Raw genomic sequence first — 25,948 nt, 5'->3', positions numbered from 1 at the left:
GCTGACGACCCCACCCACGGCGGTGGTCTGTCCGGGGGTGGGCTGATGTGGGGTGTTCGGTCTGGGAGGATCTAGGGCCATGGACGTTCCCGTGGCCCTGATCGTGTCCGTCGCCGCACTCGTCATGATCCTGCTGCTGGCCGGCTCCGCCCGCCGCCTGCTGGGGGTCAGGTTCGGGGCGATCCGCACGTTCCTGGCCGCGCTGCTGGCCTTCACGATCGCCGCGCCGCTGCTGTCGCCGATCCTGCAGTCGTTCCAGGCGGACCACGATCCCGGGATCGGGGCCGCCTGGGCCATCCTCCTGGTGACCATGTGCGTGGTCCTCATCCCGATGGTGCTGCTGGTCCTGGCCGAGGCGCTGGTCCCGCCCGGCTCGATCCCCGGCCCGCTGGAGCTGGCCCGGTCACTGCGCGGCCGGATCTCCCGCGCCAGGCGCTACTCCCAGATCACCCGGATCGCGATCCGCCACGGCCTCGGCCCCTACCTGCGCGGACGTGACCCGATGGCCGGTCCGGAGGACCGGCCGGGCAGGCAGCGGCTGGCCGCCTCGCTGCGCCAGGCGCTCGACGACGGCGGCGTCACCTTCGTCAAGCTCGGCCAGGTCCTGTCCACCCGGCGCGACCTGCTGCCGCCGGAGTTCGTGGACGAGCTGGGCCTGCTGCAGGACCGGGTAGCCCCCGCGCCGTGGGAGCAGATCGAGCCGGTGCTGACGGCCGAGCTGGGCGGACCGGCCGAGAGCGTCTTCGCCGCGTTCGACCGCACCCCGCTGGCCGCCGCCTCCATCGCGCAGGTGCACACCGCCCGGCTGCACACCGGCGAGGAGGTCGTGGTCAAGGTCCGCCGGCCCGGCATCGACCAGGTCGTGGACCGCGACCTCGACATCGTGCGCCGCCTGGCGCTCACCCTGGAGACCCGCACCCGGTGGGGCCGCACACTCGGCGTGCGCGACCTGGCCGAGGGGTTCGCGACCGCGCTGCGCGAGGAGCTGGACTTCCGCATCGAGGCGGCCAACATGGCGGCCGTCACCGCGGCCAAGGGCAGCGGCGTCACCTACCCCGCCCCCGTCTCCGCCCTGTGCACCGAGCGCGTCCTCGTCATGCAGCGGCTGACGGGCCGCCCCCTCGCCACGGCGGACGCCGAACAGGGGCCCGCGCTGGCCCGGGCCCTGCTCGAATGCCTGCTCCGGCAGGTGCTCATGGAGGGCGTCTTCCACGCCGATCCGCACCCCGGCAACCTCATGCTGCTCGACGACGGCACGCTCGGCCTGCTCGACTTCGGCTCGGTGGGCCGCCTCGACACCTCGATGCGCTCGGCCCTGCAGCGCTTCCTGCTCGCCATGAACCGGCAGGACACCGTCGCCGTCACCGACGCGCTGCTGGAGGTGATGCCGAGGCCCGAGGACATCGACGAGCCCGCCCTGGAACGGGCGCTCGGCCAGTTCATGGCCAGGCACCTGGTCCCGGGCACGGGCAGCGCCCAGATGTTCACCGACCTGTTCACGATCGTCTCCCGGCACGGGCTGTCGGTGCCACCCGAGGTCGCGGCCGTCTTCCGCGCCCTGGCCACGCTGGAGGGCACGCTGCTGCGGCTGGCACCGGGCTTCGACCTCATCGGCGAGGCCCGCGCGTTCGGCCACCGCCACCTCGCCGAGCGGCTCGACGGCGACGCGGTGAAGGAGGCCGTCGGCCAGGAGCTGGCCGCGCTACTGCCGATGCTGCGCCGCCTGCCGCGGCGCGTGGAGCGCATCGCCAGCGCCGCCGAGCACGGCCGGTTCAGCCTGAACGTCCGCCTCCTGGCCGACGACCGTGACCGCCGCTTCGTGACCGGCCTGCTCCACCAGGTGCTGCTGACGGTCCTCGGCGCCACCGCCGGGCTGATGGGCGTGCTGCTGCTGGGCACCGAGGGCGGCCCGCAGGTCAGCCGGGCGATCACGCTGTTCCAGATGATCGGCTACAACCTGCTGGTCGTCAGCGCCGTCCTCGTGCTCCGCGTGCTGATCCTCGTCTTCCGCCGCCCGCGCGAGCCGCGTCCGTAGCGGCGTCCCCGAGCGCGTCTCCAGCGCCGGCGGCCCGGCAGGGGCCGCCGGCGCGTTCGCGCACGGGCTCCTGGTGCGGCAATCCCGGTCGCCTCTTGACCGCGGGATGGTCTTGGACATCCACGACATCGGGCAGGTTTCACACCACGGGTGCCAGAACCCCTTCGCGGGAGTCGAGCCGGCATCCTCCCCGATCTGACGGCAGGGGATTTCCAACGGCGACGGCTACCCCGTGAGGAGGAGGTCGCGTTGCGGTTCGCGATTCGCAGGCCCGCCCGGCCTCCCTTCCCGCCCGGACGCCCCCCGTTCCACCCCGGCCCGCCGCCGGAGGATGCCCCGTCCGGCGAGACACGAACAGGGAGGTCACGATGACCCGCCGTTCCACCCTTCCTTCGCGCCCGCACGGACGGGACGTCCACGCGGTAGGTGCTCGGTGAAAGTCGTCGGGATAGCCGGCAGCCTGCACACCGGGTCCTTCATCAACAGACTGCTGGAGGCGGTGGGCCGCGAACTGCCGCCGGGGGCCGACTTCACGCGCTGGCCCGGCCTGGCCACGACGCCGCCGTACGCCGCGGGGCCGATGCCCGGCGCGGCGATCGAGCTGGTGCGGCTGGTCGACCAGGCCGACGGCGTGCTGCTGACGGCGCCCGAGCACAGCCTGCTGCCCGCCGAACTGGGCCACGCGCTGCGCTGGCTGTCGGCGGCGGGGGTGCTGACCGGCAAGCACGTCGCGGTGATGAGCGCCAGCGTCCGGGCCTGCGGGGCCATGTGGGCGCAGGCCGAGCTGTACACGCAGCTCACCGGCGCGGGAGCGGTCGTCATGGGCTCGGAATTGGTGCTGTCCCCGAGCTGCCCGCACTTCGACGCCAAGGGCATGCTGACCGCCCGCTACCTGCGGGACCAGGTGCGCGAGGTGGTCGGCCGGCTGTGCCCGGCACCCGTGCGGGAGCCGGTACGTGAGCCCGTGCGGGAGCCGGTGCTCTCCGCCTGAGCGGTCCCTGCCGCGTACGGAATCGTCTCTCCCGCTGGAGCGTTGGGAGAAAAGCCGTTGCCTGCCGTACGGGTGCCGTCGGTACGGTGGGGCAGATGCCTAGGGAGATCCGTAGGCGGATTCCGCACGCGTGAGGAGCTCAACGTCATGTCCGGCGCCATGTCCGGCCCGCTGGTCGTCAACGACTCGGTCGTCATCCCCGACGCCGAGCTGGTCTGGCGTTTCTCGCGTTCGTCCGGTCCGGGCGGCCAGGGCGTCAACACCACCGACAGCCGGGTGGAGCTGACGTTCGACGTGGCGGCCACCACGGCGCTGCCGCCGTCGCTCAAGGCCCGCGCGCTGGAGCGGCTGGGCGCCCGCGTCATCACGATCGCCGCCTCCGAGCACCGCTCCCAGCTCCGCAACAGGGAGGCCGCCACGCAGCGCCTCGCGCAGCGGCTGCGCGAGGCGATCGCGCCACCGCCGAAGCGCCGCCGCCCGACCAAGCCCGGCAGGGGCGCGGTGGAGCGCCGCATCGCCGCCAAGAAGCACCGCGCGGACCTCAAGCGCCTGCGCCGCGACCCTTGAGCCGCGCGCCTCTGAGTCGCACGCCCCTGAGGCGCGGCCGCTGAGCGGAGGCCGTCTGGGTCGCGCCCCGGTGCCGCGGCCGCTGCGGCGAAGGCCCTCGGCCGCCGGCGGGTCAGGAGGCGGGTCCGCCCTGTGGCCGCCCGCCGCGCCGGGCGGCCACCAGCCCGAGGATCCCGATGACGGGCAGCACCCAGCTCCCGGTGACCGGGTAGTAGAGCACGCACATCGGCACCCCCAGGACCAGCAGATACCAGCCGACCTGGGCGGGCAGCCGGCCGGTGGTCAGCACCGCGTGCCGCGCCAGCGTGCCGATGGCGAGCATCGCCACGCCGCACGCCAGGAACCACACGCTGCCCTCGCGCGGCCAGTAGCCGGGCGCGTTCATGTCGGCGAGCGCCATGAAGAAGCCGTCACGGGCGATCTCGCCCCAGGCGTGGGGCTGGGCGAACGCCCAGACGAAGTGCAGCACCGCCGTCCCGATGATCAGCCGCGGCACCCAGCGGGCCAGTCCGTTCACCGGTGCCCCCGTCCCGGCGCCGGCCGCAGCGCCAGTTCGTACACCTCACGCAGCGCGCCGTCCGAGATCGGCGGGACGACCTGCTCCGCGCCGACCAGCACGAGATAGAGCAGCCGCGCCATCGCCGTCGCGTCGCGCTCGGCGCCGCCGGTGGCCAGCCACAGCTCGCGCAGGTAGTCGGTGCGGGCCCGGTCCACCCGCGCCTGCACGGCCCGGACCTCGGCGTCCTGCGACGCCCACGCGCGCACGGCCGGTTCGAGACCGGCGTGGGCGTCGGTGTCCTCCAGCACGAGGTCCATCAGACGGGCGAGCCGGTCGCCCCCCGCCTGCTCGGCGGCGTCGATGTAGCGGGTGGTGTAGTGGGTCTCGAAGTGGGCGAGCAGGTCGCCCTTGTAGCCGCCCATGCCCCTGAAGTGGTGGTAGAAGGAGCCCTTGGTCAGCCCGAGCCGCGCGCACAGCTCCTCGACGGTCAGGGCCGGCGCGCCCGCCTCGGCGAGGATCGCCAGCCCGGCGTCGAGCCAGTCACGTTTGCTTGCCATCCCAGGACCGTACCATGCGGTATGGTATGGCCTGGAAAATGGGGGGCGAACATCGGCGGGCTATGCCACTATTCGCCTGGCATGTACGGGGTCTGGTGGGGAGGCGCTGTGGCGGGCATCGTCGGCGTGCACGGGATCGGCAAGTACGACTACTACCTCGACGCCGGCAACTCGGCGACCGGCGCCGCCGAGGCGATGCGCCGCAAGTGGGACCGCTACCTGCACGCGGCCCTCGGCGGCGAGCCCCGGCCGTACCTCACCGAGGTGGCCTACTACGCGCACCTCCTGCACGACGGCCCGCCACGGCCCGCCGAGCCGAGGCAGCTCGCCGCGATGGAGGCTCCCGCGCACCAGGTGCTCGCCGGCTGGGCCCGGCAGCTCGGCGTGGGCGAGCACGTCACGGGGGCGCTCAGGACGTTCACCGGCTGGCTGCTGACCCGGCTCGACAGCAGGTCGGCGGCGTTCGCCGCGCTGTTCGCGCCCGAGGTGGCGGCCTACCTGACCGACGCGGCCAGGCGGGAGAGCTCCCGCGACGCCGTCGCCGGGGCGATCCGCCGCAACCGGCCCCGCGTCGTGATCGCCCACTCACTCGGCAGCGTCGTCGCCTACGAGGCGCTCTGGTCCGACCCCGGCCTGGAGGTGGAGCTGCTGGTGACCCTGGGCAGCCCGCTCGGCATGCGTGACGTCGTCTTCGAGCGGCTGCTGCCCGCGCCGATCAACGGCCGCGGCGGGCGTCCCCCCGGGGTGGCCCGCTGGGTGAACATCGCCGACAAGGACGACATCGCCGCCATCCCGCCCGGCCTGTGCGACAGCTTCACCGGCGTGGACGAGGAGGAACTCGTCAACCTCGACTGGATCGACTTCCACACCGCCGAGAAGTACCTGGGCTGCCCGGCGATCTCGCCGCATCTGCGACCATTCCTCGTATGACGTGGATCGTGTTCGACTACGGCAATGTCCTGTCCCTCTCCCAGCCCGAGCCCGAGGTCGAGGCCATGGCCCGCACGGCCGGGGCGGACCTGGAGACGTTCCGGGCCGGCTACTGGAAGCACCGCCTCGACTACGACCGCGCCTCGCTCACCGACGGCGACTACTGGTCGGCGGTGCTGGGCCGGCCCACCGACCCCACGGAGATCGACCGGCTGACCGCGCTCGACGTGGCGAGCTGGTCCCACCCGGACGAGGGCACGGTCGCGATCCTGCGCGAGCTGCTCGCCGCCGGCGGCGGTGTGGCGCTGCTGTCCAACGCCCCCGTCGCCACGGCCGACGGGCTCGACCGGCTGCCGTGGATCGCCGCCATCCCGCACCGCGTCTACAGCGGGCGCATCGGGCTGGTCAAGCCCGACAGGGAGATCTACGACCACCTCGCGGCCGAACTCGGCGCCCACCCCGCCGACATCCTGTTCATCGACGACCGGCCCGAGAACGTCGAGGGCGCCCGGCTCGCCGGCATGACCGGCGTCCTGTTCACCACCGCCGCCGCCCTCCGCCACGCCCTCGCCCTGTAGACCCGCCCCGTAGATCCGCCCTGTAGACCTGCCCTGTAGACCCGTCCCGTAGACCTGCCCTGTAGACCTGTCCGGCGGGCTCGCCCGTCCCTGACGGACGCTGTTCACGTGGACGTGCCTCCGCCGTCATGGCGGGGTCAGCCGGGCCGGACATACCTGGAGCGTGGACCGCAGATCCTTCCTCGCGGCGGCGACCGCGGGCCTCCTGACCACCACCGGCTCCGTCACCTCCGCCGGCGCCTCGACCGGCACCTCCAGGGCGCTGAAGGGCGACCCGTTCACGCTCGGCGTCGCCTCCGGCGACCCGTCGGCGGACGGGTTCGTGCTCTGGACCCGCCTCGCCCTCGACCCGCTCGGCGGCGACGGGCGCGGCGCCATGCCCTCCCGCGACGTGGACGTCGACTGGCAGGTCGCCACCGACGAGCGCTTCTCCTCCATCGTCCGGTCCGGCACGCTCACCGCCCGGGCCGGCGCCGCGCACAGCGTGCACGTCGAGCTGGACGGCCTGCGACCGGGCACGCCGTACCACTACCGGTTCCGGGCCCAGGGCCGGGTCTCGCCCGCCGGCCGCACCACGACCACGCCCGAGGGGGAGCGGCCGCTCGCCTTCGCCGTCGCCGCCTGCGCCCACTACGAGCACGGCTTCTACACCGCCTACCGGCGCCTGGCAGAGGAGGAGCCCGACCTGGTCGTCTTCCTCGGCGACTACCTGTACGAGTACGGCCCGAGCGGCTACACCGCGCTCGCGGGCCAGGTCCGCTCCCACACGCCCGGCAAATGCGCCACGCTGGCCGACTACCGGCTGCGGCACGCCCAGTACAAGAGCGACCCCGACCTGCAGCGCGCGCACGCCACCGCGCCGTGGCTGGTCGCGTTCGACGACCACGAGGTGGAGAACAACTGGGCCGGCCCCGTCTCCAGCACCGGCGCCCCCGCCTTCGACCGCCGTCGCGCCGACGCCTTCCGCGCCTACTACGAGAACATGCCGCTCCGCCGCGCCTCGCTCAGGGGAACCGCGCTGCAGGTGAACCGGCGCGTCTCCTGGGGCACGCTCGCCCGCTTCCACCTGCTCGACACCCGCCAGTTCCGCGACGACCAGGCCTGCCTCGACGGCGTACGGGCCGGCTGCGACGAGCGGCTCGACGAGGATCGCACGCTGCTCGGCGCCGGCCAGTGGCGCTGGCTGGAGGAGGGCCTGCACGGCTCCGGTGCCCGCTGGAACCTGCTCGGCCAGCAGATCATGGTGGCCCACCGCGACTACCGGCGGGGGCCGGGCCGCGAGGTGAGCCTCGACTCCTGGGACGGCTACGCCGCCGAGCGCGCCCGGCTGCTCGGCTCGCTCGCGGCCACCTCCAACCCGGTCGTGCTGACCGGCGACGCCCACATGCACCATCTGGCCGACCTGAAGGCCGACACCGACGACCCGGACTCCCCGGTCGTCGCCCGCGAGCTGGTGGCCTCCTCGATCGCCAGCGACGGCGACGGCTACCGCGACAGGACGTGGATCGCCGAGTCGCTGGCCGAGAACCCGCACATCTCCTACATCGACCAGCGGCGCGGCTACATCATGGCCCGGCTGACCCGTGACGACCTGTCGGTGGCGTACCGGACGCTCGACTACATCTCCCGCAGGGGCGCCCCCGCCCGCACCGCCCACCGCGTCACCATCCCGTCGGCGGAGCAGGCGCGAGCCTGACCGTTCGCTGGGAGACTGCTGCGGGTTCGCTCAGCGTCGCGGCCACGCGGGGTCCGGGAACTCCCCGGTGGCCGCGCCCGCCATCACGACCTGGTCGCTCTCGGCCAGCCCCGAGGTGATCTCCACGTACCGGTCGCTGCGCACCCCGGTGCTGACCACCCGCGCCGTGTCGCGCCCACCGGAGCGCACGGTGACCACCGAGGCGCCGTCCGCGCGGCTCCGCACGGCCTGCACCGGGACGTGGACCGCGTCCGGCGCGGTGTCCGTGGTCACCGTCACCGAGGCCGTCTGGCCCACCAGCAGCCCGGCGGGCGGCTCGTCGAAGGCGAGCGTGACGGCGTAGCGGACCAGCCGGCCGGACACCGCCGCGGTCGGCGCGACGCCGATGATCCGGCCGGCGCGCTCCTCGCCCGGCCGGGTGGCCAGGGTGATCCGGGCCCGCTGGCCGAGCGCCAGCCGGCCCACGTCCGACTCGGTGACCATGGCCCGCACCTGGGGCTCGGTCAGGTCGCCGAGGCTGACGAAGGCGCCCGTCCCGGCGGCGTCGCCCACGTCGCCCGCCACCTCCAGCACGGTGCCCGCCGCGGGGGCCACGATCCGGGTGCCGCGCACCGCGTCGGCGGCCCGCTCCAGGGCGGCCCGTGCCCGCTCGACGTCCGCCGCGGCCTGTTCCTCGGTCGCCCCCTGCCCGCCGCCGCTCGCGCTCCGGCAGGCGCCGGTGTCCCTCCCCCCGGTGTCCCGCGCGCCCGTGTCCCTCGCACCGGTCTCCGTGGCGCCGGGCCCGCCGGACGGCCGCCCGGTGGTCGCCGGCTTCCCGGTCGGCGCGCCCGTGGGGCGGCCTGTGGGCTTGGGGGTGGGCTTGGAGGTGGCCTCGGTGGTCGGCTGGGGCGTGGTGGCGGGGTGCGCGGTGTCCCGGCCGGGCGTACGGGCGGGGCCGCCGGTCGGGGACGGCTCGCCGCCGTGCGGCTCCTCCCCGTACGGCGGCGCCCCGCCCGGCCCAGCCGTGACCGTCACGGTGGCGGTGGCCGTGACGGTCACGGTGGCTGTGACGGTCGCCGTGGGGCCGGGATCCAGCCCGGTCGGCGTCGGCGTCGCGGTTCCCGCCGACGGGTACCCCGAGGGAGACCCGGACGGCGCCACCGACGGCGCCACCAGCGGGGAGGACACCGGCGACCCGGCCACCGGCCCGGCCAGACGTCCCGCCGCCACCGAGCCCACCACCCCGCCCGCGATCCCGTGCGCCGGCCCGGTGCTCGCGGCCGCCGGGCGCGAGGTCGCCGGCTGGCCGGCGCCGGCGGCCTGACCGCCTGGCGACGCGCCGCTCGACGGGGTGGCGGGCGGGCAGGACGCCGGGGCGGCGGAGGCCGACTCCAGGGACTCCTCGGCCGCCGCCAGGTCCGCCGCCGCCGCGACGTGGTCCTCCCGGGCCGCGCGGCCGTCGATCCTGGCCAGCACCTGCCCCGCGCGCACCCTGTCCCCGGCCCGCACGTACACCTTGGTGACCGTCCCCGCGCCGCCGAAGCCCAGGTCCCGCCGCGACCCCTCGATCGTGCTGCCCGCGGCCGTCACCGACGCCGTCACCGCGCCCCGCCGCGCGGCCGCGAGCCGTACCTGGACGGGGGAGGGAGCGTCGTCGCGCAGCACGAAGGCCAGGCCGGACCCCGCCACCAGGACGGACAGCGCCAGCCCGCCCAGCGTCAGCGCCCTCGGCCGGAAAGTCGGTCTCATGGCCGTCCATCCTGGCCCGCCGGTCTCCGGAACGGCCTGCGAACGGGCTCAGAGTCAGCTGGGACCCGCGCCCCGGCACGGCGGCTGTCAGCGAACGTTCAGCAAGCTCCCGGCTCCGGGCCAGGCTGGTGTGCCAGGGTCACCGGCTGTGAAGGTGTCGACGAGGCGCGGCAGAGCGCTGATCACCAACGGGGCCCTGGCGGTGCTCCTGCTGGGCGGTGCCGTGTTCGCCAATACGCGGCTCGGCGCGGACCGGGCGGCCGGCGAGGTGGTCCCGCGGACCGTGGCCGCCGCCCGGGGGACCGTGACGGCGTCCGTCTCCGCCTCCGGAGCCGTGGAGAGCGCCAGGACCAGGGCGCTGTCGTTCGGCACGACCGGCACCGTCGAGCAGGTCCACGTCAAGGCCGGGGACGAGGTGCGCAAGGGCGCGATCCTGGCCACGCTCGACGACGCGGCCGCGCGGGAGAACCTGTCGGCCGCCGGCGCCACGTACCGGAGCGCCGTCGAGGACGGCACCTCGACCGCCCGCCTGTACGCCGCCTACGTCAAGGCACGCAACGCCTACCGCGAGGCGCAGCGCACGCTCGACGGCACCGTGCTGCGGGCCCCGTTCGGCGGCACGGTCACGGCGGTCAACGGCAGCGTCGGCGGTTCCTCCGGCGGTTCCTCCGGCGGTCAGGCGCAGACCTCGGGTGGGCAGCAGAGCGGGCAGGCCGGCGCGTCCGGGTTCGTGGAGCTGGCCGACACCGCCCGGCTCCGGCTCGTGGGCGGCTTCACCGAGGCCGACGCCGGCAGGCTCAAGCTCGGCCAGGCGGCCACCGTCACCTTCGACGCGTTGCCCGGCGTCACCGCCGCCGGCAAGGTCTCCCAGATCGAGCCGGTCGCCGCCACCAGCGACAACGTCGTCACCTACCCGGTGACGATCTCCCTCGCCGAGGTCCCGGAGCAGGTGCGCCTCGGCCAGACCGCCACCGTGCAGGTCGTCGTCGGCCGGGCGGAGAACGTCGTCACCGTCCCCTCCGCCGCGATCTCCACCAGCGGCGGCCAGAGCACGGTCACCCTCCTCATCGACGGCCGCCAGGTCGAAACCCCGGTCCGGATCGGCGTCCGGAGCGCCTCGCTCACCGAGATCACCTCGGGTGTCTCCGAAGGCGACCTGCTCGTGCCGCCCACCCCCACCGGCACCACCACGGGCGGCGACCAGCGGCAGGGCGGCCTCGGCGGCGGCCTCGGCAGGCAGTTCGGCGGCGCACCGGGAGGCGGCCGATGACCGCCCCCGTCCTGAGCGTGCGCGACCTGGTCAAGGAGTACGGCGACGGCGACACCCGGGTCCGCGCCCTGCGCGGCATCGACCTCGACGTCGAACGGGGAGACTACGTCGCCGTCATGGGGGCCTCGGGCTCCGGCAAGTCGACGCTCATGAACATCCTCGGCTGCCTCGACGTGCCGACCTCGGGCCGCTACCTGATCGACGGCGCCGACGCCGGCCGGCTCGACGAGCGCCGGCTCGCCGTGCTGCGCAACCGGCGCGTCGGGTTCGTCTTCCAGTCGTTCAATCTGATCCCGCGGATGAGCGCGCTGGCCAACGTCGAACTGCCGCTCGTCTACGGCGGCGTCGGCCGGTCCGAACGCCGCTCGCGCGCGCTGGCGGCGCTGGAGCAGGTCGGCCTGGCCGACCGGGTGCACCACGAGCCCAACCAGCTCTCCGGCGGGCAGCAGCAGCGCGTGGCCGTCGCCCGGGCCCTCGTCACCGCACCCGCGCTGCTGCTGGCCGACGAGCCCACCGGCAACCTCGACACCGCCTCCACCCGCGACGTGCTCGGTATCCTGGACCGGCTCAGCGAGTCGGGCCGCACGATCGTGCTCATCACCCATGAGGACGACGTGGCCGCGCACGCCAAACGGGTGATCAGGCTGGTGGACGGCCGGATCGTCGAGGACCGCCGCCAGGCCCCGGTCGACGGCCCGCCGCCCCGCTCCACCGACCCGGCCGTGCCCACCGAGTCGGCTGCGCCCACCGACCCGGCCCGGCCCGCGGAGGCGGCGCGGTGAACGGGCTGGAGATCCTCCGCTTCGCGGTGCGCGGCCTGCTGGCCAACAAGCTCCGCAGCGGCCTCACCACGCTCGGCATCCTCATCGGCGTCGCGGCCGTCATCATGCTCGTCGCCGTCGGAGAGGGCTCCTCCCGCAGCATCCAGCAGAACATCCAGCGCCTGGGCGCCAACACCCTGACGATCTCCCCGTCCTTCGCGGGCGGCGGCCAGCGCGCCCCGGGCGGCGGGCAGAGCACCGGCCCGCGTACCCAGGCCAGGCAGCTCACCCTGGCCGACGCCGAGGCCCTCACCGACCGGAACCTGGCCCCCTCCGTCAGGTCCGTCTCGCCCGTCGTCACGGCCCCGTCCGCCACCGCCGCCCACGGGGCCGCCGCCCACCAGGTCTCCCAGCTCGTCGGCACCCACCCCGGCTACTTCGAGGCCATGAACCGGCCCGTCGCGCAGGGCACGTACTTCTTCGGCGACGACGTGCTGGCCGCGCGCAAGGTCGTGGTGATCGGGCGGACCGTGGCCGAGGCGCTGTTCGGCGACCGCGACCCCGTCGGCGAGCAGATCACCGTCTCCGGCGTGCCGTTCACCGTCGTCGGCGTGCTGAAGGAGAGCGGCTCCACCGGCATGCAGGACGCCGACGACATCGCCGTCGCGCCGCTGCCGGCGGTCCAGCAGAGCCTGACCGGCTTCGGCTCGCTCGGCTCGATCGTCGTCCAGGCCACCGGCGCGCAGACCACCGGCCGGGCGCAGGCCGAGGTCCAGGCCATCCTGGACCAGCGGCACGGCATCGCCGCCGGCGCGGCTGCCGACTACCGCGTGCTCAACCAGGCCGCCCTGCAGGAGACCGTGAGCGCGGCGACCGGCACCTTCACCGTGCTGCTCGCCGCCGTCGCCGCCATCTCCCTGCTGGTCGGCGGCATCGGCATCACCAACATCATGCTCGTGACCGTGACGGAGCGGACCAGGGAGATCGGCATCCGCAAGGCCATCGGCGCGCCCCGGAGCGCCGTCCTCGGCCAGTTCCTGACGGAGGCCACGCTGCTCAGCCTGGCCGGCGGGCTCATCGGGGTGCTGGTGGCGTTCGTCGGAACCCGCTTCACCATCGCCGGGATCCAGCCGGTGCTCGTGCCGTCGTCGGTCGCCCTGGCACTGGGCGTGTCGGCCGGCATCGGGCTGTTCTTCGGCGGCTACCCCGCCAACCGGGCCGCCAGGCTCCGGCCCATCCAGGCCCTGCGCCACGAGTGACCCATCCGAAGGAGAGACCGACATGGCCGGCCCTGACGCCTCGCCGCACCACGACGACCCGCAGGGGGACCCGGACGCCCGCCCGGGGCCGGGTCCGTCGAGGCTGACGCTCGCCCTGGCCGCCGGCGTGGTGCTGGTGGCCGGCGTGCTGATCGGCATCCAGGCGCAGCAGACGTTCGGCACCGGGCAGAGCGCCCCGGCCACCGCCGGCCGCGTGCGCCAGCCCCAGGGGTACGGACAGCAGCCCGGCGGACAGCAGCCGGGTATGGACCGGCCGCGGGCGGGGACGGAGTGGCAGCCCGGCACCGGGCAGCGGCCAGGCGGCGCCGGCGGCACCACGGGCACCGTCGAGAAGGTCGAGGGCGACACGGTATACCTGAAGGCCATGGACGGCTCCACCGTCACCGTCACCACCACGGGCACGACCGCGGTCCAGATCGCCGCGCCCGGCAAGGTGTCCGACCTCAAGGCGGGCGCCACCGTCGTCGTGCGCGGCGAACGGTCCGACGACGGCTCGGTGTCGGCCGTCTCGATCACCCAGGGAGGCGGCGGCCGATGACCGAGCCGGAGGCCAGACTCCTGGTCGTCGACGACGAGCCCAACATCAGGGAGCTGTTCTCGGCGAGCCTGCGGATGGCCGGGTTCGAGGTGCTGACCGCCGCCGACGGGCTCGGCGCGCTGCGGGTGGCCGAGGAGAGCTCGCCCGACCTGGTGATGCTCGACGTGATGCTGCCGGACCTCGACGGGCTGACCGTCGCCGGCCGGCTGTCGTCCCGAGGGCGCCGGGTGCCGGTGCTGTTCGTCACCGCCAAGGACGCGCCGGAGGACCGGATCGCCGGGCTGGCGCTCGGCGCCGACTACGTGACCAAGCCGTTCAGCCTGGAGGAGGTCATCGCCAGGATCAGGGCGGTGCTGCGCAGGACACGGTCCGGCCCGCCGCCGCCCGACCGGCTCCACGCGGGCGACCTGGAGCTCCACATGGAGACCCGCGAGGTGTGGCGGGGCGGGGTCTCGGTGCGGCTGTCGCCGACCGAGTTCAGGCTGCTGCAGTACTTCATGGTCAACACGGGCCGGGTGCTGTCCAAGCGGCAGATCCTCGACCACGTCTGGAACGGCGACTGGCGCACCGACGTCGGCCTGGTCGAGTCGTACGTCTCCTACCTGAGGCGCAAGATCGACACGGAGGACCGGAGATACCTGCACACCCTGCGCGGAGTCGGCTACATCCTGCGCCCGCCCAAGGAATGACGCGGCTCGTGCGCGGAGCGCGCCGGCGGCTCGCGCGTACCCCGCTCTGGCTGCGCCTGGTGTCGGCCACCCTCCTCATGGTCACCCTCGCCATCACGCTGACCGGCCTGTTCGCGGTGCAACTGCTGCGCGGCTACCTCATCGAACGGGCCGACCAGCAGCTCCACGCGGCAGGCGTGCTCTGGCGCGGCAGGGTCGCCCCGCCCCCGCCCGACCCGGGGCCCGGGCACCGCTTCTTCGGCCTGTTCCACGGGGTGCTGCTCGACGCCGGCGGCACGCCGATCAGGACCCTCTCGGAGTCCACCGACGCCTACCGGCCCGACCTGCCGCGGCTCACCGCCGCCGAGGTGGCCCGACGCCACGGCCGGCCCTTCACCGTGGAGTCGATCCCCGCCGACGGACCGGCGTGGCGGGTCGTCGCGGTGCCGACCCGCGCCGGCGACACCCGCGTCGTCGCGGTCAACCTCGGCGAGGTGGACGCCACGCTCTCGCAGCTCGTGCTCATCGTGGCCGTGGGCGGCGGTGGCACGCTGGTCGTGCTCGGCGTCGCCTGCCACTGGCTCGTACGGCGCAGCCTGCGCCCCCTCCGCGAGATCGCGCTGACCGCCCGCGACATCGCCGGCGGCGACCTGTCGCGGCGGGTGCCGCTGTGGGCCGGCACCACCGAGATCGGCAAACTCGGCCGCGCCCTGAACGGCATGCTGGGCCGGATCGAGCTCGCGGTGCGCGAGCGCGAGGCCGCGGCCGAGGCGGCCCGCGAGTCGGCCGCCGCGGCCCAGCGGTCGGCTGAACTGATGCGCAGGTTCATGGCCGACGCCTCGCACGAGCTGCGCACCCCGCTCACCTCCATCAGGGGGTTCGCCGAGCTGTACCGGCTCGACGAGGACGGCGACCCCCTGCAGACGGCCACGCTGATGGAACGCATCGAGGGGCAGGCCACCCGGATGGGGCTGCTCGTCGAGGACATGCTGCTGCTGGCCCGGCTCGACCAGCGGCGCGCCCTCGACCGGGACACCGTCGACATCCTCAGCCTCGCGGCCACCACCGTGATCGACGCCCAGATGCTCGCCCCCGACCGGCGGATCGAGCTGGTGCGGCGCGGCGGGGGAGACGGGCCGGTGCTCGTCACCGGCGACGAGCCCCGGCTGGGGCAGGTGCTGGGCAACCTCGTGACCAACGCGCTCACCCACACCCCGCCCGGCACGCCGTTCCGGGTGACCGTCGGCGTGCGCGGGGACCGGGTCGAGGTTGAGGTGGCCGACGAGGGGCCCGGGTTCCCGCCGGGGGTGGCGGAGCGGGTGTTCGAGCGCTTCTACCGGGCGGATCCGGCGCGGGGCGCCGGCGGGTCGGGGCTCGGCCTGGCGATCGCGGCCACGCTGGTGGAGGCGCACGGCGGCACCATCACCGCCACCGGCCGCCCGGGCGGGGGCGCGATCTTCCGCGTCACCCTCCCCGCCGTCCCACCCGGCCACGAACCATCCGGCCACGAGCAACCGGGCCACGCGGGTACCGGCGCCGGTGGGGCGGGTCAGCCGAGGGCGTAGCCGTACAGGCCGGACCCCGTGCCCAACCGCCGGGCCGCGCCCGGACGCGGCCCCGCGTACGGGCCGGGCCTGCGCACCCCCGGCACGTACGACACCGTGCCCTTGCCGGGATCCGCCACCACCAGCCCGTCCACCGGCCCGGACGCCTTCCCGGCCGCCCGCGCCGACGCCTTGCCCGAAGCCGGCCCGAATGCCTGAGCCCGCCCGCCGGGCAGCACGGCCGGCACCCAGCCGCGTCCCTTGACCACCACGTCGCCCCGCCTGGTCAGCCCTCCGGCGCGCCCCGCGGCCAGCACCTGGACCGCGTTCTCACCCGGCACGCCGACCGCCAGCTCGTCGTCCCCGTCGCCGTTGAAGTCGCCGGCCGCCAGCGCCGCCCCGAACCGGTCGTAGTAGCGCGGCTCGCCCTTGAGCAGCCGCTGCGTCCACATCTCGGTGCGCGCCCCCCGCAACCCGGCACGCCCCCCGTACACCACATGGACCGCCCCGTCGCCGTAGTCCATCGCCCGCTGCCGGGCGCTCAGCCCCTCGCCCGGCACCCCGACGGCCAGGTCGTCGCGTCCGTCGGCGTCGAAGTCGCCCGTGGTCAGCGCCGCGCCGAACGCGTCCCACTTCTCCGCCGACCCCTTGACGCCGGGGCTGCTCTGCGTGAGCATCAGCGCCCGCCGCCGCGCCGGGTCGAGCACGGTGACCGAGCCCTGGCCGTCGTGGGTCACGGTGTCGGCGGGCGCCCCCACGGCCAGCTCGTCCCGGCCGTCGCCGTCGAAGTCGCCCATCGCCAGCGCCGCGCCCCACTGGTCGGTGACGTTCGCCGCCTGCCGGACCCAGCGCGTCCGCTGCGTGATCTCCAGCCGGTCGCGGCCCTTCATCCAGTGGACGACGACCGCCCCGCCCCGGCCCCTCGTCGGCGCGCCCACGGCCAGCTCGTCCCGGCCGTCGCCGTCCAGGTCGCCCGCCGCCAGCGCGGCGCCGAACCGGTCGCTCGACGGCCTGGCCGGCGTGAGCCGCCCCCTCGGCCGCAGCCCCTCCGGCGAACCGTGGAACAGCTCGACCGCGCCGTTGCCGTCGGCGCCGGGCACGCGCTCGCCGGCGAACTCCTCCGACACGCCGACGGCCAGGTCGGCGCACCCGTCGCCGTCGAACTCGCCCACGGCCAGCGCCGACCCGAACGCGTCTCCCGGCTCCGGCCGCTCCTGGACGAGCTTGACCGTCCGGCCGTCCCCGTACAGCACGGTCACCGAGCCGGCCCGCCGGTCGTCGTACGGGGCGGCCACGACCAGGTCGGGGCGGCCGTCGCCGTCGAAGTCGGCAGGGGAGCCGCCGCACGCCCGCGCGGCGGCGTGTGCCGTACCGGAGGCCAGGGGGAGCACCAGGCAGGCGGCGAGCAGTGCTTTCATGCCTCCAGTGATGTCCGGCCGGGTGAAACCCGGCCTGAACGGCCCGCGAACGCACCCCGAGGTCCTGATGCACATCGGCCGCCCCGCGTCCCGCCAGGAGGGTGGCGACGGCGGGAAGGGCGGCGGGGACGGGGATCCGTGGCGGGACCGAGGCGGGAACGTGCCAGGATAGGCCCGTGGACATCGATCTCGCGGACATCGATCTCGCCGACCTGGACTTCTGGCGCAAGCCGCTCAAAGAACGACACGAGGCGTTCGCCCGGCTCCGGCAGCTGGAGCACCCGGTGTTCTTCCCCGAGAAGAAGGTGCCGCTCCTGCGCTCCGGCAAGGGCTTCCACGCCCTCGTCCGCCACGCCGACGTGGTGGAGGCGAGCCGCAACGCCAAGGTGTTCTCCAGCGAGCCCGCCGTCACCAACCCCGAGCCGCCGGGCTGGGTCAAGCAGGTCTTCGGCGAGTCGCTGGTCAACATGGACGACCCCCGCCACGCCCGGCTGCGCCGCATCGTCACCCGCTCGTTCAGCCCCCGCATGCTGACCGGGCTGCAGAGCGACATCGAGGCGGCCTGCACGCGCATCGTCGACGACGTCGTCAGGGACGGCCCGCGCGACTTCGTCGACCAGGTGGCCGCCCGGCTGCCCATCCACGTCATCTGCGACATGCTCGACATCCCGCAGGAGCTGCGCGCCAAGGTCCACCAGCACGTCGACGTCTCCACCGCCTACACCGGCCTCCGCCCGAGCCTGGCCCGCAGCGTCCAGCTCGCCGGCCAGAACATGCTGGCCCTGCTGGCGCTGCAGCGCATGGTCATCAGGCTCGGCCACGAGCGTGCCGCGGCCCCGGCCGGCGACCTCATCTCGCTGCTGGTCACCGCCAACCCCGACGGCGAGAAGCTGACCGACAAGGAGCTGGGCTCGTTCTTCGCGCTGCTGCTCGTGGCCGGCAACGAGACCGCCCGCAACACGATGGCCCACGGCATCAAGCTGCTCACCGACAACCCGGCGCAGCGCGAGCTGCTGACGAGCGACTTCGACGGCCACATCAACGGCGCCATCGAGGAGATGGTCCGCTACGTCTCGCCCATCATCCAGTTCAGGCGCACGGTGACCGAGGACTACTCGCTGCGCGGCCTGGAGCTGAAGAAGGGCGACAAGGTCGTGCTGTTCTACGGCTCCGCCAACCGTGACGAGAGCGTCTTCCCCGACCCCGACACGTTCGACATCACCCGCGACGCCAAGCCGCACGTCGGCTTCGGCGGGCCCGGACCGCACTTCTGCCTGGGCGCCAACCTGGCCAGGCAGGAGCTGCGCACGATGTTCCGCGAGCTGCTGACCAGGCTGCCCGGCATCCGGTCGGTCGGTGAGCCGGAGCTGTTGCTGTCCAACTTCGACAACAGCGTGCGCAGCCAGGCGTTCGCGTTCTGATCAGGCGCGGGCCTCTTCGGGCGCGAGCACGTTCGTCCTGATCGTGAGGAACGTGATCAGCGCGGAGACCGCCATCATCGCGGCGCTGATCAGCATCGCCGCCCGAAACCCCGCGTCGAACACCGCGGGCCGCTCGAACGCGTCGCCGACCAGGCCCACCAGCGGCGGCACGGCGGCGACCGAGAGGAGGCTGCCGGTACGCGCCACCGCGTTGTTCACGCCGCTGGCCGTGCCCGCGTAGCGCTCCTCCGCGCTGGCCAGCACGGTCGCCGTGAGCGGCGCCACCGCCGCCGACAGGCCGAGGCCGAAGACGGTCACCGCGGGCAGCACCTGCAGCGCGTACGAGGAGCCGGGGCCGATCGCGCTCATCCAGACGAACCCGAGCCCGGCCACCAGGATGCCGCCCGTCATCGGCAGCCGCGGCCCGTGACGCTTGGCGATCTCGCCGGCCCGGGGCGACAGCAGCATCATGAGGATCGTGACCGGCAGCAGGGCCAGCCCGGCCGCCACCGGCGAGAACCCCGACACCACCTGCAGCTGGATGACCAGCAGGAAGAACACCACGCCCATCGCCGCGTACATGATGAGCGTCACCACGTTCACGGCCGTGAACACCCGGTCGCGGAACATCCCGACCGGCACCAGCGCGGCGGGCGAGCGGCGCCGCTCCACCACGACGAACGCCACGCCCAGCAGCACGCCGACGACCAGCGGTCCCGGCGCGCCCTGCTCGATCAGCCCGTACGTGATGCCGGCCAGCGCGAGCGCGGCCAGCACCGAGCCCAGCACGTCGAAGCGGCCCGCGGCCTGCTCGTCGCGGCTCTCCGGCACGTGTCGCAGCGTGACGAGCACGACGAGCAGCGCGAACGGCAGGTTGATCAGGAACACCCACCGCCAGCCGGCGGTCTGCACCAGCCAGCCGCCCAGCAGCGGCCCGATCGCGGCGGCCACGCCGCCGAGGCCGGACCAGACGCCCACGGCGCGCGGCCGGTCCCCCCGGACGAACGACGCCTGGATGATCGCCAGCGAGCCGGGTGTGAGCAGCGCGCCGCCGATGCCCTGCAGCGCGCGGGCGGCGACCAGGAACTCGATGTTCGGCGACAGGCCGCACAGCGCCGAGGCCAGCGCGAACCAGACCGTGCCCAGCAGGAAGATCCGGCGCCGGCCGAACCGGTCGCCGAGTGAGCCGCCGAGCAGGATGAGCCCGGCCAGGGTGAGGGTGTAGGAGTTGATCGTCCACTGCAGGCCCGCCATGCCCGCGTCGAGCTCGTCGCCGAGGAAGGGGAGGGCGACGTTGACCACGGTGCTGTCGAGCATGGCCAGGCCCGAGCCGAGCACGGTGGCCGCCAGGATCCATCGCCCGCGGGCGGAGGTGAAGGTCACGTGCCCGTTGTTCATGGGCCCATCCTGTCATCGGCGCGGGACGTCGCTGATCGCGGCCCCTGATCTTGCCCGCCGCCGAACGACGGGACAGGGGGTCAGGCGTGGCTGCCGAGCGCCCTGAGCACGAACCCCGACACCAGCTCGCCGGCCGTCTCGACGCTGACCGTGCCGCTGATCAGGGGCACCCGCTCCGCGCCGATCACGGCGAGGATCATCCGCGCGGTGGCCGCCACGTCGGGCGCCTGGAAGTCGCCGGACGCGATGCCGGTCTCCAGGATCTCCGCCAGGATGCGCTGCATGGGCGCGACGTGCTCGGCCAGCCGCTGGTAGGCGTCGGGCCCGAGCGCCGCGCCGAGGTCGGCCGGGCCGGGGTGCGGGTGCGCCACCAGGCCGGCGAGCTGCAGCCGGACGAACGCGCGCAGCCGGTCGGCGGGGGAGGCCCCCTCGGGGAGCTCCCGCTCGTAGCTGTCGATGAAGTAGCGGGTGACCTGCTCGGTGAAGGCCAGCAGCAGCGCGGCCTTGTCGGGGTAGTAGTTGTAGAGGGCGGTGCGGGTGATGCCCGCCGCGCCGGCCACGTCGGTCATGGAGATGGCGTCGATGCCCTGCTCCCGCGACAGGCGCGACACCGCCCCCAGGATGCGATCACGCGTCTGGGCACGGTGCTCGCCGATGGTGGCGGCGGAGATGCGCGGCATACGCCTTATGGTAGGCCGGGAGACGGTCCGTCACCCCGGGGTACGGCTAGGCGGCGGTCTTCACCACGTGCAGCAGTTCGGTCAGCACCTCGGTGTTGAGCTGGTACGCCAGCTTCACCTCGCGGATGATCCGCTGCTGCTCCCGCTCGTCCGGGGCCAGCGCGTCGAGCCGGGCCCGATACTCGTTCTTGAACCTCGGCAGGCTGCCCACCTCGTCGAAGACGTAGAAGTCGACGCCGCCGCCCTTGTGGTAGCCGTAGATCTTCTGCAGCTCCATCCGGATGAACTGCCCGCCCGACAGGTCACCCATGTAGCGGGTGTAGTGGTGGGCGATGTAGCCGCCCGGCCAGTCGGCGACCTGGTGGATGCGGGCCACCAGGGTGCGCGTCGCCTTGGAGGGGGTGATGCGGTCACGCCAGTCCGAGCCGTAGACCGCGGCCAGGTCGCGCTCCAGCGCCCGTTCGCGGTAGAGCTCCGGGAAGACGAACCTGCCGGCGACCGGGTGGTCGGCCAGCGTCCTGGAGACGCCGTCGAGCGCGACGTAGGCGAAGTAGTGCTGGGCGACCATCTCGCCGTACTCGGCCGGGGTGAGCCGGCCGGCCATCAGCTCCGCCAGGTAGCTCTCACCCTCGGCCGACTCGTGGTCGCTCCAGGTGGCGCTCTTCAGGATCTCGGAGAACGACGTCACACTTCACCCCACCGCGTACGAATGTTTCATGACACAGTGTCACAAACCTGGGGCGGGCGCGTCAAGTGGGAGACGACACTGTGTCGTCAAACCGGTGCGGTCGCCGGGGGCGAAAAGCCGCATACCCGTAAAGGATGCATATCACCGGACAATGTCCGGTGATCGATGGTGCGCCTGGGTCGGAATGGTTTGAGAGGGATTCACGAGTACGTGAGCGGTGCCCTCACCAGATTATGTACAGTTCGTCTCCGGCGGGTCCTACCTGCCCACTTGGCCGAACGTGAACCGGATTTCGATTCATCTTCGGCGCATTGTCCCGACAGAGCCGCGACACATGTCGACCGGAAGCGCATTCGTCGGCACGGGTGAGGAGAATCTTGGTCAGGAGCCGTCCCCCATCGCCCCCTCGACGACGCCCCGGCACGCACGACTGAGGCATCCGACATGACTCAACACCCGTTCCCCATGTTCGCCACCCCGGACGAGGCGGGGACTCCCGCGGTCACCGACGGCTACCCGGCGTACTTGCTCGGTCGCCGCACCGGAGCCCGCACCCCGTCGTCCGCGGACGACGTCGCCGACCGGGGAGACACCCCGGCCGGCGGACCGGCGGCTGACCGCGTGAGCGCCGCACCCTCCGCCGCCACGCCGCGGGGTTGACCCCATGACCGCGGCCACCGCGCGCGGCAGGGTCCGGGCCCTGCCCGTGTCACTCGCCGGGGCGTACCAGGCCGGTCTCGTAGGCGTACACGATGGCCTGGGCCCGGTCGCGCAGGCCGAGCTTCATCAGCACCCGCCCCACATGCGTCTTGACCGTCTGCTCGGCCACGACGAGCCGCTCGGCGATCTCCTGGTTGGACAGCGCCTGGGCCACCAGGGACAGCACCTCGGTCTCGCGCTCGGTCAGCTCGGCGAGCCGCCTGGCCGTCGGCGCCCGCGGGCCGCCCAGGCGCGCGAACTCGTGGATGAGCCGCTTGGTCACCGCCGGCGCGATCAGCGCGTCACCGGCGGCGACGACCCGCACGGCCTCGGCGAGCTGCGCGGCCGAGGCGTCCTTGAGCAGGAACCCGCTCGCCCCGGCCCGTAACGCCTCGTAGACGTAGTCGTCGAGGTCGAACGTCGTCAGGATGAGCACCTTCGGCCCGACGCCGCCGGCCAGCAGCCGCCTGGTCGCCTCCAGGCCGTTCATCACCGGCATGCGCACGTCCATGAGCACCACGTCGGGCCGCAGCTCGGCGGCCCGGCGCACCGCCTGGTCGCCGTCGGCCGCCTCGCCCACCACCTCGATGTCCGGCTGGGCCCCCAGAAACACCCCGAACCCCGTCCGGACCATGCCCTGATCGTCCGCGATCAGCACCCGGATCACCCCGAGCCCCCTTCACCTTCGCGCCCGTGACGGGCTCCGTCTCGACGGGCGGCACCCCTGCTCACGACGGCACCTCGGGGGCGGCGACCGGCAGGGTGGCCGTCACCTCGTAGCCGCCTCCGGCCACCGGACCGGCGCGCAGCGTGCCGCCCAACAGGGACGCCCGTTCGCGCATGCCCACGAGTCCCTGCCCCGCACCGGGCGCGCCGCCGGGAGAGCTGCCCGGCCCGTTGGCGACGCGCACCCGTAAGCGGTCACCGTCACGGGCCAGGGCGAGCGTGACCGCCGCGCCCGGCGCGTGGCGCATCACGTTGCTGAGCGACTCCTGCACGATCCGGTACGCCGACAGGCCCACGGCCGGCGGCAGCCCGTCCAGCGGGCCCGAACGCTCGACCCGGACGGTGAGCCCTGCGGTGCCGGCGTTGGCCACCAGTTCGTCGACCCGGTCGAGGCCGGGCTGCGGGGCCGTGTCGGTGCGCCCGTCCTCGTCACGCAGCACGCCGAGCACCTGGCGCAGCTCGGCGAGGGCCTCCAGCGACAGCGTGCGGATCTCCGCCAGCCCGGCTTCCAGGCGCGCGGCGTCGCCCGCGGCCTGCATCGGCACGGCCTCGGCCTGGATCGCGATGACCGACATGTGGTGGGCGACGACGTCGTGCAGCTCTCGCGCGATGCGGGCGCGCTCCTCCAGCACGAGCTGGGCGCCGAGGGCGAGCTGGGTGCGCCGCTCCTCGTCGGCCAGTCTCGCCGTGGCGCTGCGCCTGACGCGCACGTTGTAGCCGAGCAGGACGGTCCCCGTGACGACGACCGTGCCGATCGGCATGCTGGCGGTGTCGATGATCCACATGCCCAGCACGCTGACGACCCAGACGGCGAACGTGATGGGCCTCTCGCAGCGCACCGCCACCGAGTAGAGCACCAGGGTGTACATCAGGATGAACGGCATCGTGTAGGGCATGCTCATGCTGCCCCCGGGACTGATCGCCCCCACCACGAAGAGATAGGCGGGCAGCAGCACCAGGCCGGCCCGCCAGGCGGCGAGCGGCCACCGGTCGCGCAGCACCACCGGCAGCGCGACCGCCAGGGCGGGCAGGGGGAGCAGGCCGTCGTTGACCGGCAGCCGGCTCTCCTGGTTCCACGATTCGAGCTCGCCCAGCGTGCCGGTGAACAGTACGTAGGCGAGCACGAGGTCGGCGACCAGTGCCAGATGCACCCGCTGGAGCGGCAGCAGCACGGCCAGCCGGCGAGGTACCTTCGGGGCCGTGAACCGCCCCGAACGCACCGGTGGCCGATCCGCTCTCCCCTGGAACAGCGCCAGCGCGAAGGGACGCACCGCTGCCGAGATCACGCGGCCAGCTTACGGCGCGATCCGGCACCGGCGCGTCACGCGGGGAGCCGGCCCCGAGCCCCGCACCGACCCGGGCCCCGCACCGACCCGGGCACTACACCGACCCGGGCACTACACCGACTTGGTCGAGCCGCCGTCGACGACCAGGTCCGTCCCGGTGATGTAGGAGGCGTCGCCGGACACCAGGAACGCGATGGCCGAGGCGACCTCGTCGGCCCGTCCTGGACGGCCGAGACTGATCCTGCGCTCCGAGCGGACGAACTCCCGCACCGCCTCCTCCCGAGGAAGACCGAGACGGGCCGACAGGCCGTCCACGAACCCGCCGGGTTGGTCCCACAACGGGGTGCGGATGGAGCCCGGCGACACCGAGTTGACCCGCACGCCGTGCGGGCCGAACTCTTCCGACAGCGCTTTGGCCAGGGTCACCAGGCCGGCCTTGGTGACGGCGTAGTCCACGAAGTAGGGGTCGGGCGTCCGGCCCGTGGTCGACGCGACGAACACCACCGCGCCGCGTTGTGACGCCTGGAGCGCGGGGAGCGCGGCCCGGGAGACGCGGACGGCGCTCATGACGTTGACGGTCCACGTCGCGGTCCAGTCGTCGTCGGTCGTGCTCACGAACGAGGCGCGGGTGGGGGCGATGCCGACGTTGTTGACGAGGACGTCGAGCCGGCCGAATCGATCCAGAGCGGCGCCGACCAGGGTCGTGCCCGCCTCGGGGGCGGCCAGGTCGACGTCCACGTGGCAGAGCTCCGGCGGCCGGTGGGCAGGCCGGGCCAGATCGCCCGAGACGACCCGCGCGCCGTCGGCGATCAGCCGTCGCACCGTGGCTTCCCCGATGCCCGACGAGCCCCCGGTCACGACCGCGATCATCCCGCTGAGATCGGTCATCGCACCTCTCCTTGCTATAGCCGAAAACAACTGTCTTCGCCTGGCGATATGTCAGCTAGGGCATGCCCAGGGCTACCATCGTGCGCATGCACATCCCCAAGCTGCTCGACGGGCGGCTCAAGCTGCGCCACCTCGTCCTGGTCGACGTGCTGAGCACGCAGGGCACCGTGATCGGCGCCGCCAGAGAGCTGCACGTCACCCAGCCCGTGGTCACGCGCAGCCTGCAGGACCTCGAACAGGTCCTGGGCGTCGCCCTCTACGAACGGGGTCCACGCGGCCTCACCCCCACCGACTTCGGTGTCGCCTTCACGGCGCACGCGCGCGCCGTGCTCTCACAGCTTTCCCAGGCCGCACGCCATATCGCCGAGATCGCCGAGGCGGAACGCGGGACCGTGGTCGTGGGGACCCACCTGACCGGGTCCAACCTGCTGATCCCCCGGGCGATCGCCGCGCTCAAGGCCGAACGCCCGCTGGTCACCGTGGTGGTGCGCGAGGGCGGGACGGACATGCTGCTCGCCGAGCTGGAGTCGGGGCGGCTCGACGTGATCGTCGGCCGGCTCACCTCGCCGTCGGACGAAAGGCTGGTGCGCCGCACGCTGTACCAGGAGTCGGTACGGGTCGTGGTCGGCGCGCAGCACCCGCTGGCCCGGCGGCCGGATGTCCGGCTGGAGGACCTCGCGGGATATCCGTGGATCCTGCCCGGGGTCGAGACGGTGCTCCGGCGCGAGCTGGAGACGTACTTCCTGGAGAACGGGTTCGAGCTCCCGCAGAACAGGGTGGAGACGACCTCGTTCCTCACCGTGCGGCAGCTTCTCGTCGAGACCCACAACATCGCGGTGATGCCGGAGCTCATCGCCCGCGAGGATCCGCGGATCTCGACGCTGCCCATCTCGCTGAAGCGCATCGGGCACAGCGTCGGGCTGACGCTGCAGGCCGACCGCCGCCTCAACCCCGCGACGACCGCGTTGATCGACATTCTCCGCCGCACGGCCCGCGACCTCTCCCTGTCGCCTGCCGACCTGCCCTCCGCCGACCTGCCGCCTGCCGCCTTGCCACCCGCCGGCCTGCCGCCCGCCGGACCGGCCCCGGCCCTGTGACCGAT

General features: G+C 73.9%; 25 protein-coding genes. 15 read left to right on the top strand and 10 right to left on the bottom strand.

Annotated features, from left to right (window positions below; genetic code table 11):
- Positions 1-79: 79 nt before the first annotated feature.
- From FHU36_RS00495 to arfB, 3 genes are all read left to right on the top strand, one after another.
- A complete protein-coding gene (locus FHU36_RS00495) occupies positions 80-2,035 on the top strand; it encodes an ABC1 kinase family protein (RefSeq protein ID WP_185081839.1) in 1,956 nt (651 codons plus the stop codon).
- A 433-nt stretch (positions 2,036-2,468) separates the two neighbouring features.
- Complete coding sequence (locus FHU36_RS00490) at positions 2,469-3,026, top strand: NADPH-dependent FMN reductase (protein ID WP_185081838.1); 558 nt, start codon at positions 2,469-2,471, stop codon at positions 3,024-3,026.
- A 159-nt stretch (positions 3,027-3,185) separates the two neighbouring features.
- Positions 3,186-3,593 (top strand): alternative ribosome rescue aminoacyl-tRNA hydrolase ArfB, encoded by a 408-nt coding sequence (gene arfB / locus FHU36_RS00485; RefSeq protein ID WP_185084521.1) that lies wholly within the window; start codon positions 3,186-3,188, stop codon positions 3,591-3,593.
- Positions 3,594-3,705: 112 nt separating this feature from the next.
- Here the strand turns inward: arfB and FHU36_RS00480 are convergent, their stop codons facing one another.
- On the bottom strand, positions 3,706-4,110 hold the full coding sequence (locus tag FHU36_RS00480; RefSeq protein ID WP_185081837.1) for a DUF6463 family protein: 405 nt from the start codon (positions 4,108-4,110) through the stop codon (positions 3,706-3,708).
- A complete protein-coding gene (locus tag FHU36_RS00475) occupies positions 4,107-4,649 on the bottom strand; it encodes a TetR/AcrR family transcriptional regulator (protein WP_185081836.1) in 543 nt (180 codons plus the stop codon). The genes FHU36_RS00480 and FHU36_RS00475 overlap by 4 nt, the downstream gene beginning before the upstream one ends.
- A gap of 108 nt (positions 4,650-4,757) precedes the next feature.
- On the opposite strand from FHU36_RS00475, the gene FHU36_RS00470 reads away from it, so the two are divergent.
- From FHU36_RS00470 to FHU36_RS00460, 3 genes are all read left to right on the top strand, one after another.
- Positions 4,758-5,579: a hypothetical protein gene (locus FHU36_RS00470; RefSeq protein WP_185081835.1), complete on the top strand. Its 822-nt coding sequence runs from the start codon at positions 4,758-4,760 to the stop codon at positions 5,577-5,579.
- Entirely contained in the window at positions 5,576-6,157 is a 582-nt protein-coding gene (locus FHU36_RS00465) for an HAD family hydrolase (RefSeq protein ID WP_185081834.1), read from the top strand. Before FHU36_RS00470 ends, FHU36_RS00465 begins: the two co-directional genes overlap by 4 nt.
- Positions 6,158-6,320: 163 nt before the next feature.
- Positions 6,321-7,853, top strand: coding sequence for an alkaline phosphatase D family protein (locus FHU36_RS00460; protein WP_185081833.1), 1,533 nt, complete (start codon positions 6,321-6,323; stop codon positions 7,851-7,853).
- A 30-nt stretch (positions 7,854-7,883) separates the two neighbouring features.
- On the opposite strand, the gene FHU36_RS00455 is transcribed toward FHU36_RS00460, so the two are convergent.
- On the bottom strand, positions 7,884-9,581 hold the full coding sequence (locus tag FHU36_RS00455) for an efflux RND transporter periplasmic adaptor subunit (protein WP_185081832.1): 1,698 nt from the start codon (positions 9,579-9,581) through the stop codon (positions 7,884-7,886).
- A gap of 148 nt (positions 9,582-9,729) precedes the next feature.
- Here FHU36_RS00455 and FHU36_RS00450 point away from each other — a divergent pair, with 148 nt between their 5' ends.
- From FHU36_RS00450 to FHU36_RS00425, 6 genes are read left to right on the top strand one after another with little or no spacing between them, the layout of a single operon-like run.
- Positions 9,730-10,851 carry an efflux RND transporter periplasmic adaptor subunit gene (locus FHU36_RS00450; RefSeq protein WP_312891375.1) on the top strand — a complete coding sequence of 374 codons (1,122 nt, stop codon included), beginning with the start codon at positions 9,730-9,732 and terminating at the stop codon, positions 10,849-10,851.
- Positions 10,848-11,633, top strand: coding sequence for an ABC transporter ATP-binding protein (locus FHU36_RS00445; RefSeq protein WP_185081830.1), 786 nt, complete (start codon positions 10,848-10,850; stop codon positions 11,631-11,633). Before FHU36_RS00450 ends, FHU36_RS00445 begins: the two co-directional genes overlap by 4 nt.
- Positions 11,630-12,871, top strand: a complete 1,242-nt coding sequence (locus FHU36_RS00440; RefSeq protein ID WP_185081829.1) for an ABC transporter permease — start codon at positions 11,630-11,632, stop codon at positions 12,869-12,871. Before FHU36_RS00445 ends, FHU36_RS00440 begins: the two co-directional genes overlap by 4 nt.
- A gap of 22 nt (positions 12,872-12,893) precedes the next feature.
- The gene (locus FHU36_RS00435; protein ID WP_185081828.1) at positions 12,894-13,430 is read left to right on the top strand and encodes a hypothetical protein; all 537 of its coding nucleotides are present in this window, start codon (positions 12,894-12,896) and stop codon (positions 13,428-13,430) included.
- Positions 13,427-14,119, top strand: a complete 693-nt coding sequence (locus FHU36_RS00430) for a response regulator transcription factor (protein WP_185081827.1) — start codon at positions 13,427-13,429, stop codon at positions 14,117-14,119. The genes FHU36_RS00435 and FHU36_RS00430 overlap by 4 nt, the downstream gene beginning before the upstream one ends.
- An 8-nt stretch (positions 14,120-14,127) precedes the next feature.
- Positions 14,128-15,663 (top strand): sensor histidine kinase, encoded by a 1,536-nt coding sequence (locus FHU36_RS00425; protein WP_312891374.1) that lies wholly within the window; start codon positions 14,128-14,130, stop codon positions 15,661-15,663.
- Here FHU36_RS00425 and FHU36_RS00420 read toward each other — a convergent pair.
- Positions 15,648-17,060, bottom strand: coding sequence for an FG-GAP and VCBS repeat-containing protein (locus FHU36_RS00420; protein WP_185081825.1), 1,413 nt, complete (start codon positions 17,058-17,060; stop codon positions 15,648-15,650). The two genes, FHU36_RS00425 and FHU36_RS00420, sit on opposite strands and share 16 nt — an antisense overlap.
- Positions 17,061-17,236: 176 nt before the next feature.
- On the opposite strand from FHU36_RS00420, the gene FHU36_RS00415 reads away from it, so the two are divergent.
- On the top strand, positions 17,237-18,481 hold the full coding sequence (locus FHU36_RS00415; protein WP_376774103.1) for a cytochrome P450: 1,245 nt from the start codon (positions 17,237-17,239) through the stop codon (positions 18,479-18,481).
- Here FHU36_RS00415 and FHU36_RS00410 read toward each other — a convergent pair whose 3' ends face one another.
- From FHU36_RS00410 to FHU36_RS00400, 3 genes are all read right to left on the bottom strand, one after another.
- Positions 18,482-19,879 carry an MFS transporter gene (locus tag FHU36_RS00410; RefSeq protein WP_185081824.1) on the bottom strand — a complete coding sequence of 466 codons (1,398 nt, stop codon included), beginning with the start codon at positions 19,877-19,879 and terminating at the stop codon, positions 18,482-18,484. It abuts the gene before it with no gap.
- A gap of 80 nt (positions 19,880-19,959) precedes the next feature.
- A complete protein-coding gene (locus FHU36_RS00405) occupies positions 19,960-20,559 on the bottom strand; it encodes a TetR/AcrR family transcriptional regulator (RefSeq protein WP_185081823.1) in 600 nt (199 codons plus the stop codon).
- Between the two features lie 46 nt (positions 20,560-20,605).
- Positions 20,606-21,247, bottom strand: a complete 642-nt coding sequence (locus FHU36_RS00400) for a biliverdin-producing heme oxygenase (protein WP_185081822.1) — start codon at positions 21,245-21,247, stop codon at positions 20,606-20,608.
- Between the two features lie 444 nt (positions 21,248-21,691).
- On the opposite strand from FHU36_RS00400, the gene FHU36_RS00395 reads away from it, so the two are divergent.
- On the top strand, positions 21,692-21,907 hold the full coding sequence (locus tag FHU36_RS00395; RefSeq protein WP_185081821.1) for a hypothetical protein: 216 nt from the start codon (positions 21,692-21,694) through the stop codon (positions 21,905-21,907).
- 49 nt (positions 21,908-21,956) lie between these two features.
- Here the strand turns inward: FHU36_RS00395 and FHU36_RS00390 are convergent, their stop codons facing one another.
- The 3 genes from FHU36_RS00390 to FHU36_RS00380 form a co-directional block, all read right to left on the bottom strand.
- Entirely contained in the window at positions 21,957-22,613 is a 657-nt protein-coding gene (locus tag FHU36_RS00390) for a response regulator (protein ID WP_185081820.1), read from the bottom strand.
- 61 nt (positions 22,614-22,674) lie between these two features.
- A complete protein-coding gene (locus tag FHU36_RS46155; RefSeq protein ID WP_312891373.1) occupies positions 22,675-23,958 on the bottom strand; it encodes a sensor histidine kinase in 1,284 nt (427 codons plus the stop codon).
- A gap of 111 nt (positions 23,959-24,069) precedes the next feature.
- A complete protein-coding gene (locus FHU36_RS00380; protein WP_185081819.1) occupies positions 24,070-24,846 on the bottom strand; it encodes an SDR family NAD(P)-dependent oxidoreductase in 777 nt (258 codons plus the stop codon).
- An 86-nt stretch (positions 24,847-24,932) separates the two neighbouring features.
- On the opposite strand from FHU36_RS00380, the gene FHU36_RS00375 reads away from it, so the two are divergent.
- Entirely contained in the window at positions 24,933-25,943 is a 1,011-nt protein-coding gene (locus FHU36_RS00375) for a LysR substrate-binding domain-containing protein (RefSeq protein WP_185081818.1), read from the top strand.
- Positions 25,944-25,948 lie beyond the last annotated feature (5 nt).

This window comes from Nonomuraea muscovyensis (genome assembly GCF_014207745.1).
Taxonomy (GTDB): Bacteria; Actinomycetota; Actinomycetes; order Streptosporangiales; family Streptosporangiaceae; genus Nonomuraea; species Nonomuraea muscovyensis.
This window is presented reverse-complemented; position numbering and strand designations above follow the sequence as displayed.

Coding starts and splice junctions, on each gene's coding strand:
- FHU36_RS00495 (WP_185081839.1), top strand. CDS start 80: ATGGACGTTCCCGTGGCCCTGATCGTGTCCGTCGCCGCACTCGTCATG.
- arfB (WP_185084521.1), top strand. CDS start 3,186: ATGTCCGGCCCGCTGGTCGTCAACGACTCGGTCGTCATCCCCGACGCC.
- FHU36_RS00475 (WP_185081836.1), bottom strand. CDS start 4,649: ATGGCAAGCAAACGTGACTGGCTCGACGCCGGGCTGGCGATCCTCGCC.
- FHU36_RS00465 (WP_185081834.1), top strand. CDS start 5,576: ATGACGTGGATCGTGTTCGACTACGGCAATGTCCTGTCCCTCTCCCAG.
- FHU36_RS00455 (WP_185081832.1), bottom strand. CDS start 9,581: ATGAGACCGACTTTCCGGCCGAGGGCGCTGACGCTGGGCGGGCTGGCG.
- FHU36_RS00445 (WP_185081830.1), top strand. CDS start 10,848: ATGACCGCCCCCGTCCTGAGCGTGCGCGACCTGGTCAAGGAGTACGGC.
- FHU36_RS00435 (WP_185081828.1), top strand. CDS start 12,894: ATGGCCGGCCCTGACGCCTCGCCGCACCACGACGACCCGCAGGGGGAC.
- FHU36_RS00430 (WP_185081827.1), top strand. CDS start 13,427: ATGACCGAGCCGGAGGCCAGACTCCTGGTCGTCGACGACGAGCCCAAC.
- FHU36_RS00420 (WP_185081825.1), bottom strand. CDS start 17,060: ATGAAAGCACTGCTCGCCGCCTGCCTGGTGCTCCCCCTGGCCTCCGGT.
- FHU36_RS00410 (WP_185081824.1), bottom strand. CDS start 19,879: ATGAACAACGGGCACGTGACCTTCACCTCCGCCCGCGGGCGATGGATC.
- FHU36_RS00405 (WP_185081823.1), bottom strand. CDS start 20,559: ATGCCGCGCATCTCCGCCGCCACCATCGGCGAGCACCGTGCCCAGACG.
- FHU36_RS00395 (WP_185081821.1), top strand. CDS start 21,692: ATGACTCAACACCCGTTCCCCATGTTCGCCACCCCGGACGAGGCGGGG.
- FHU36_RS00380 (WP_185081819.1), bottom strand. CDS start 24,846: ATGACCGATCTCAGCGGGATGATCGCGGTCGTGACCGGGGGCTCGTCG.
- FHU36_RS00375 (WP_185081818.1), top strand. CDS start 24,933: ATGCACATCCCCAAGCTGCTCGACGGGCGGCTCAAGCTGCGCCACCTC.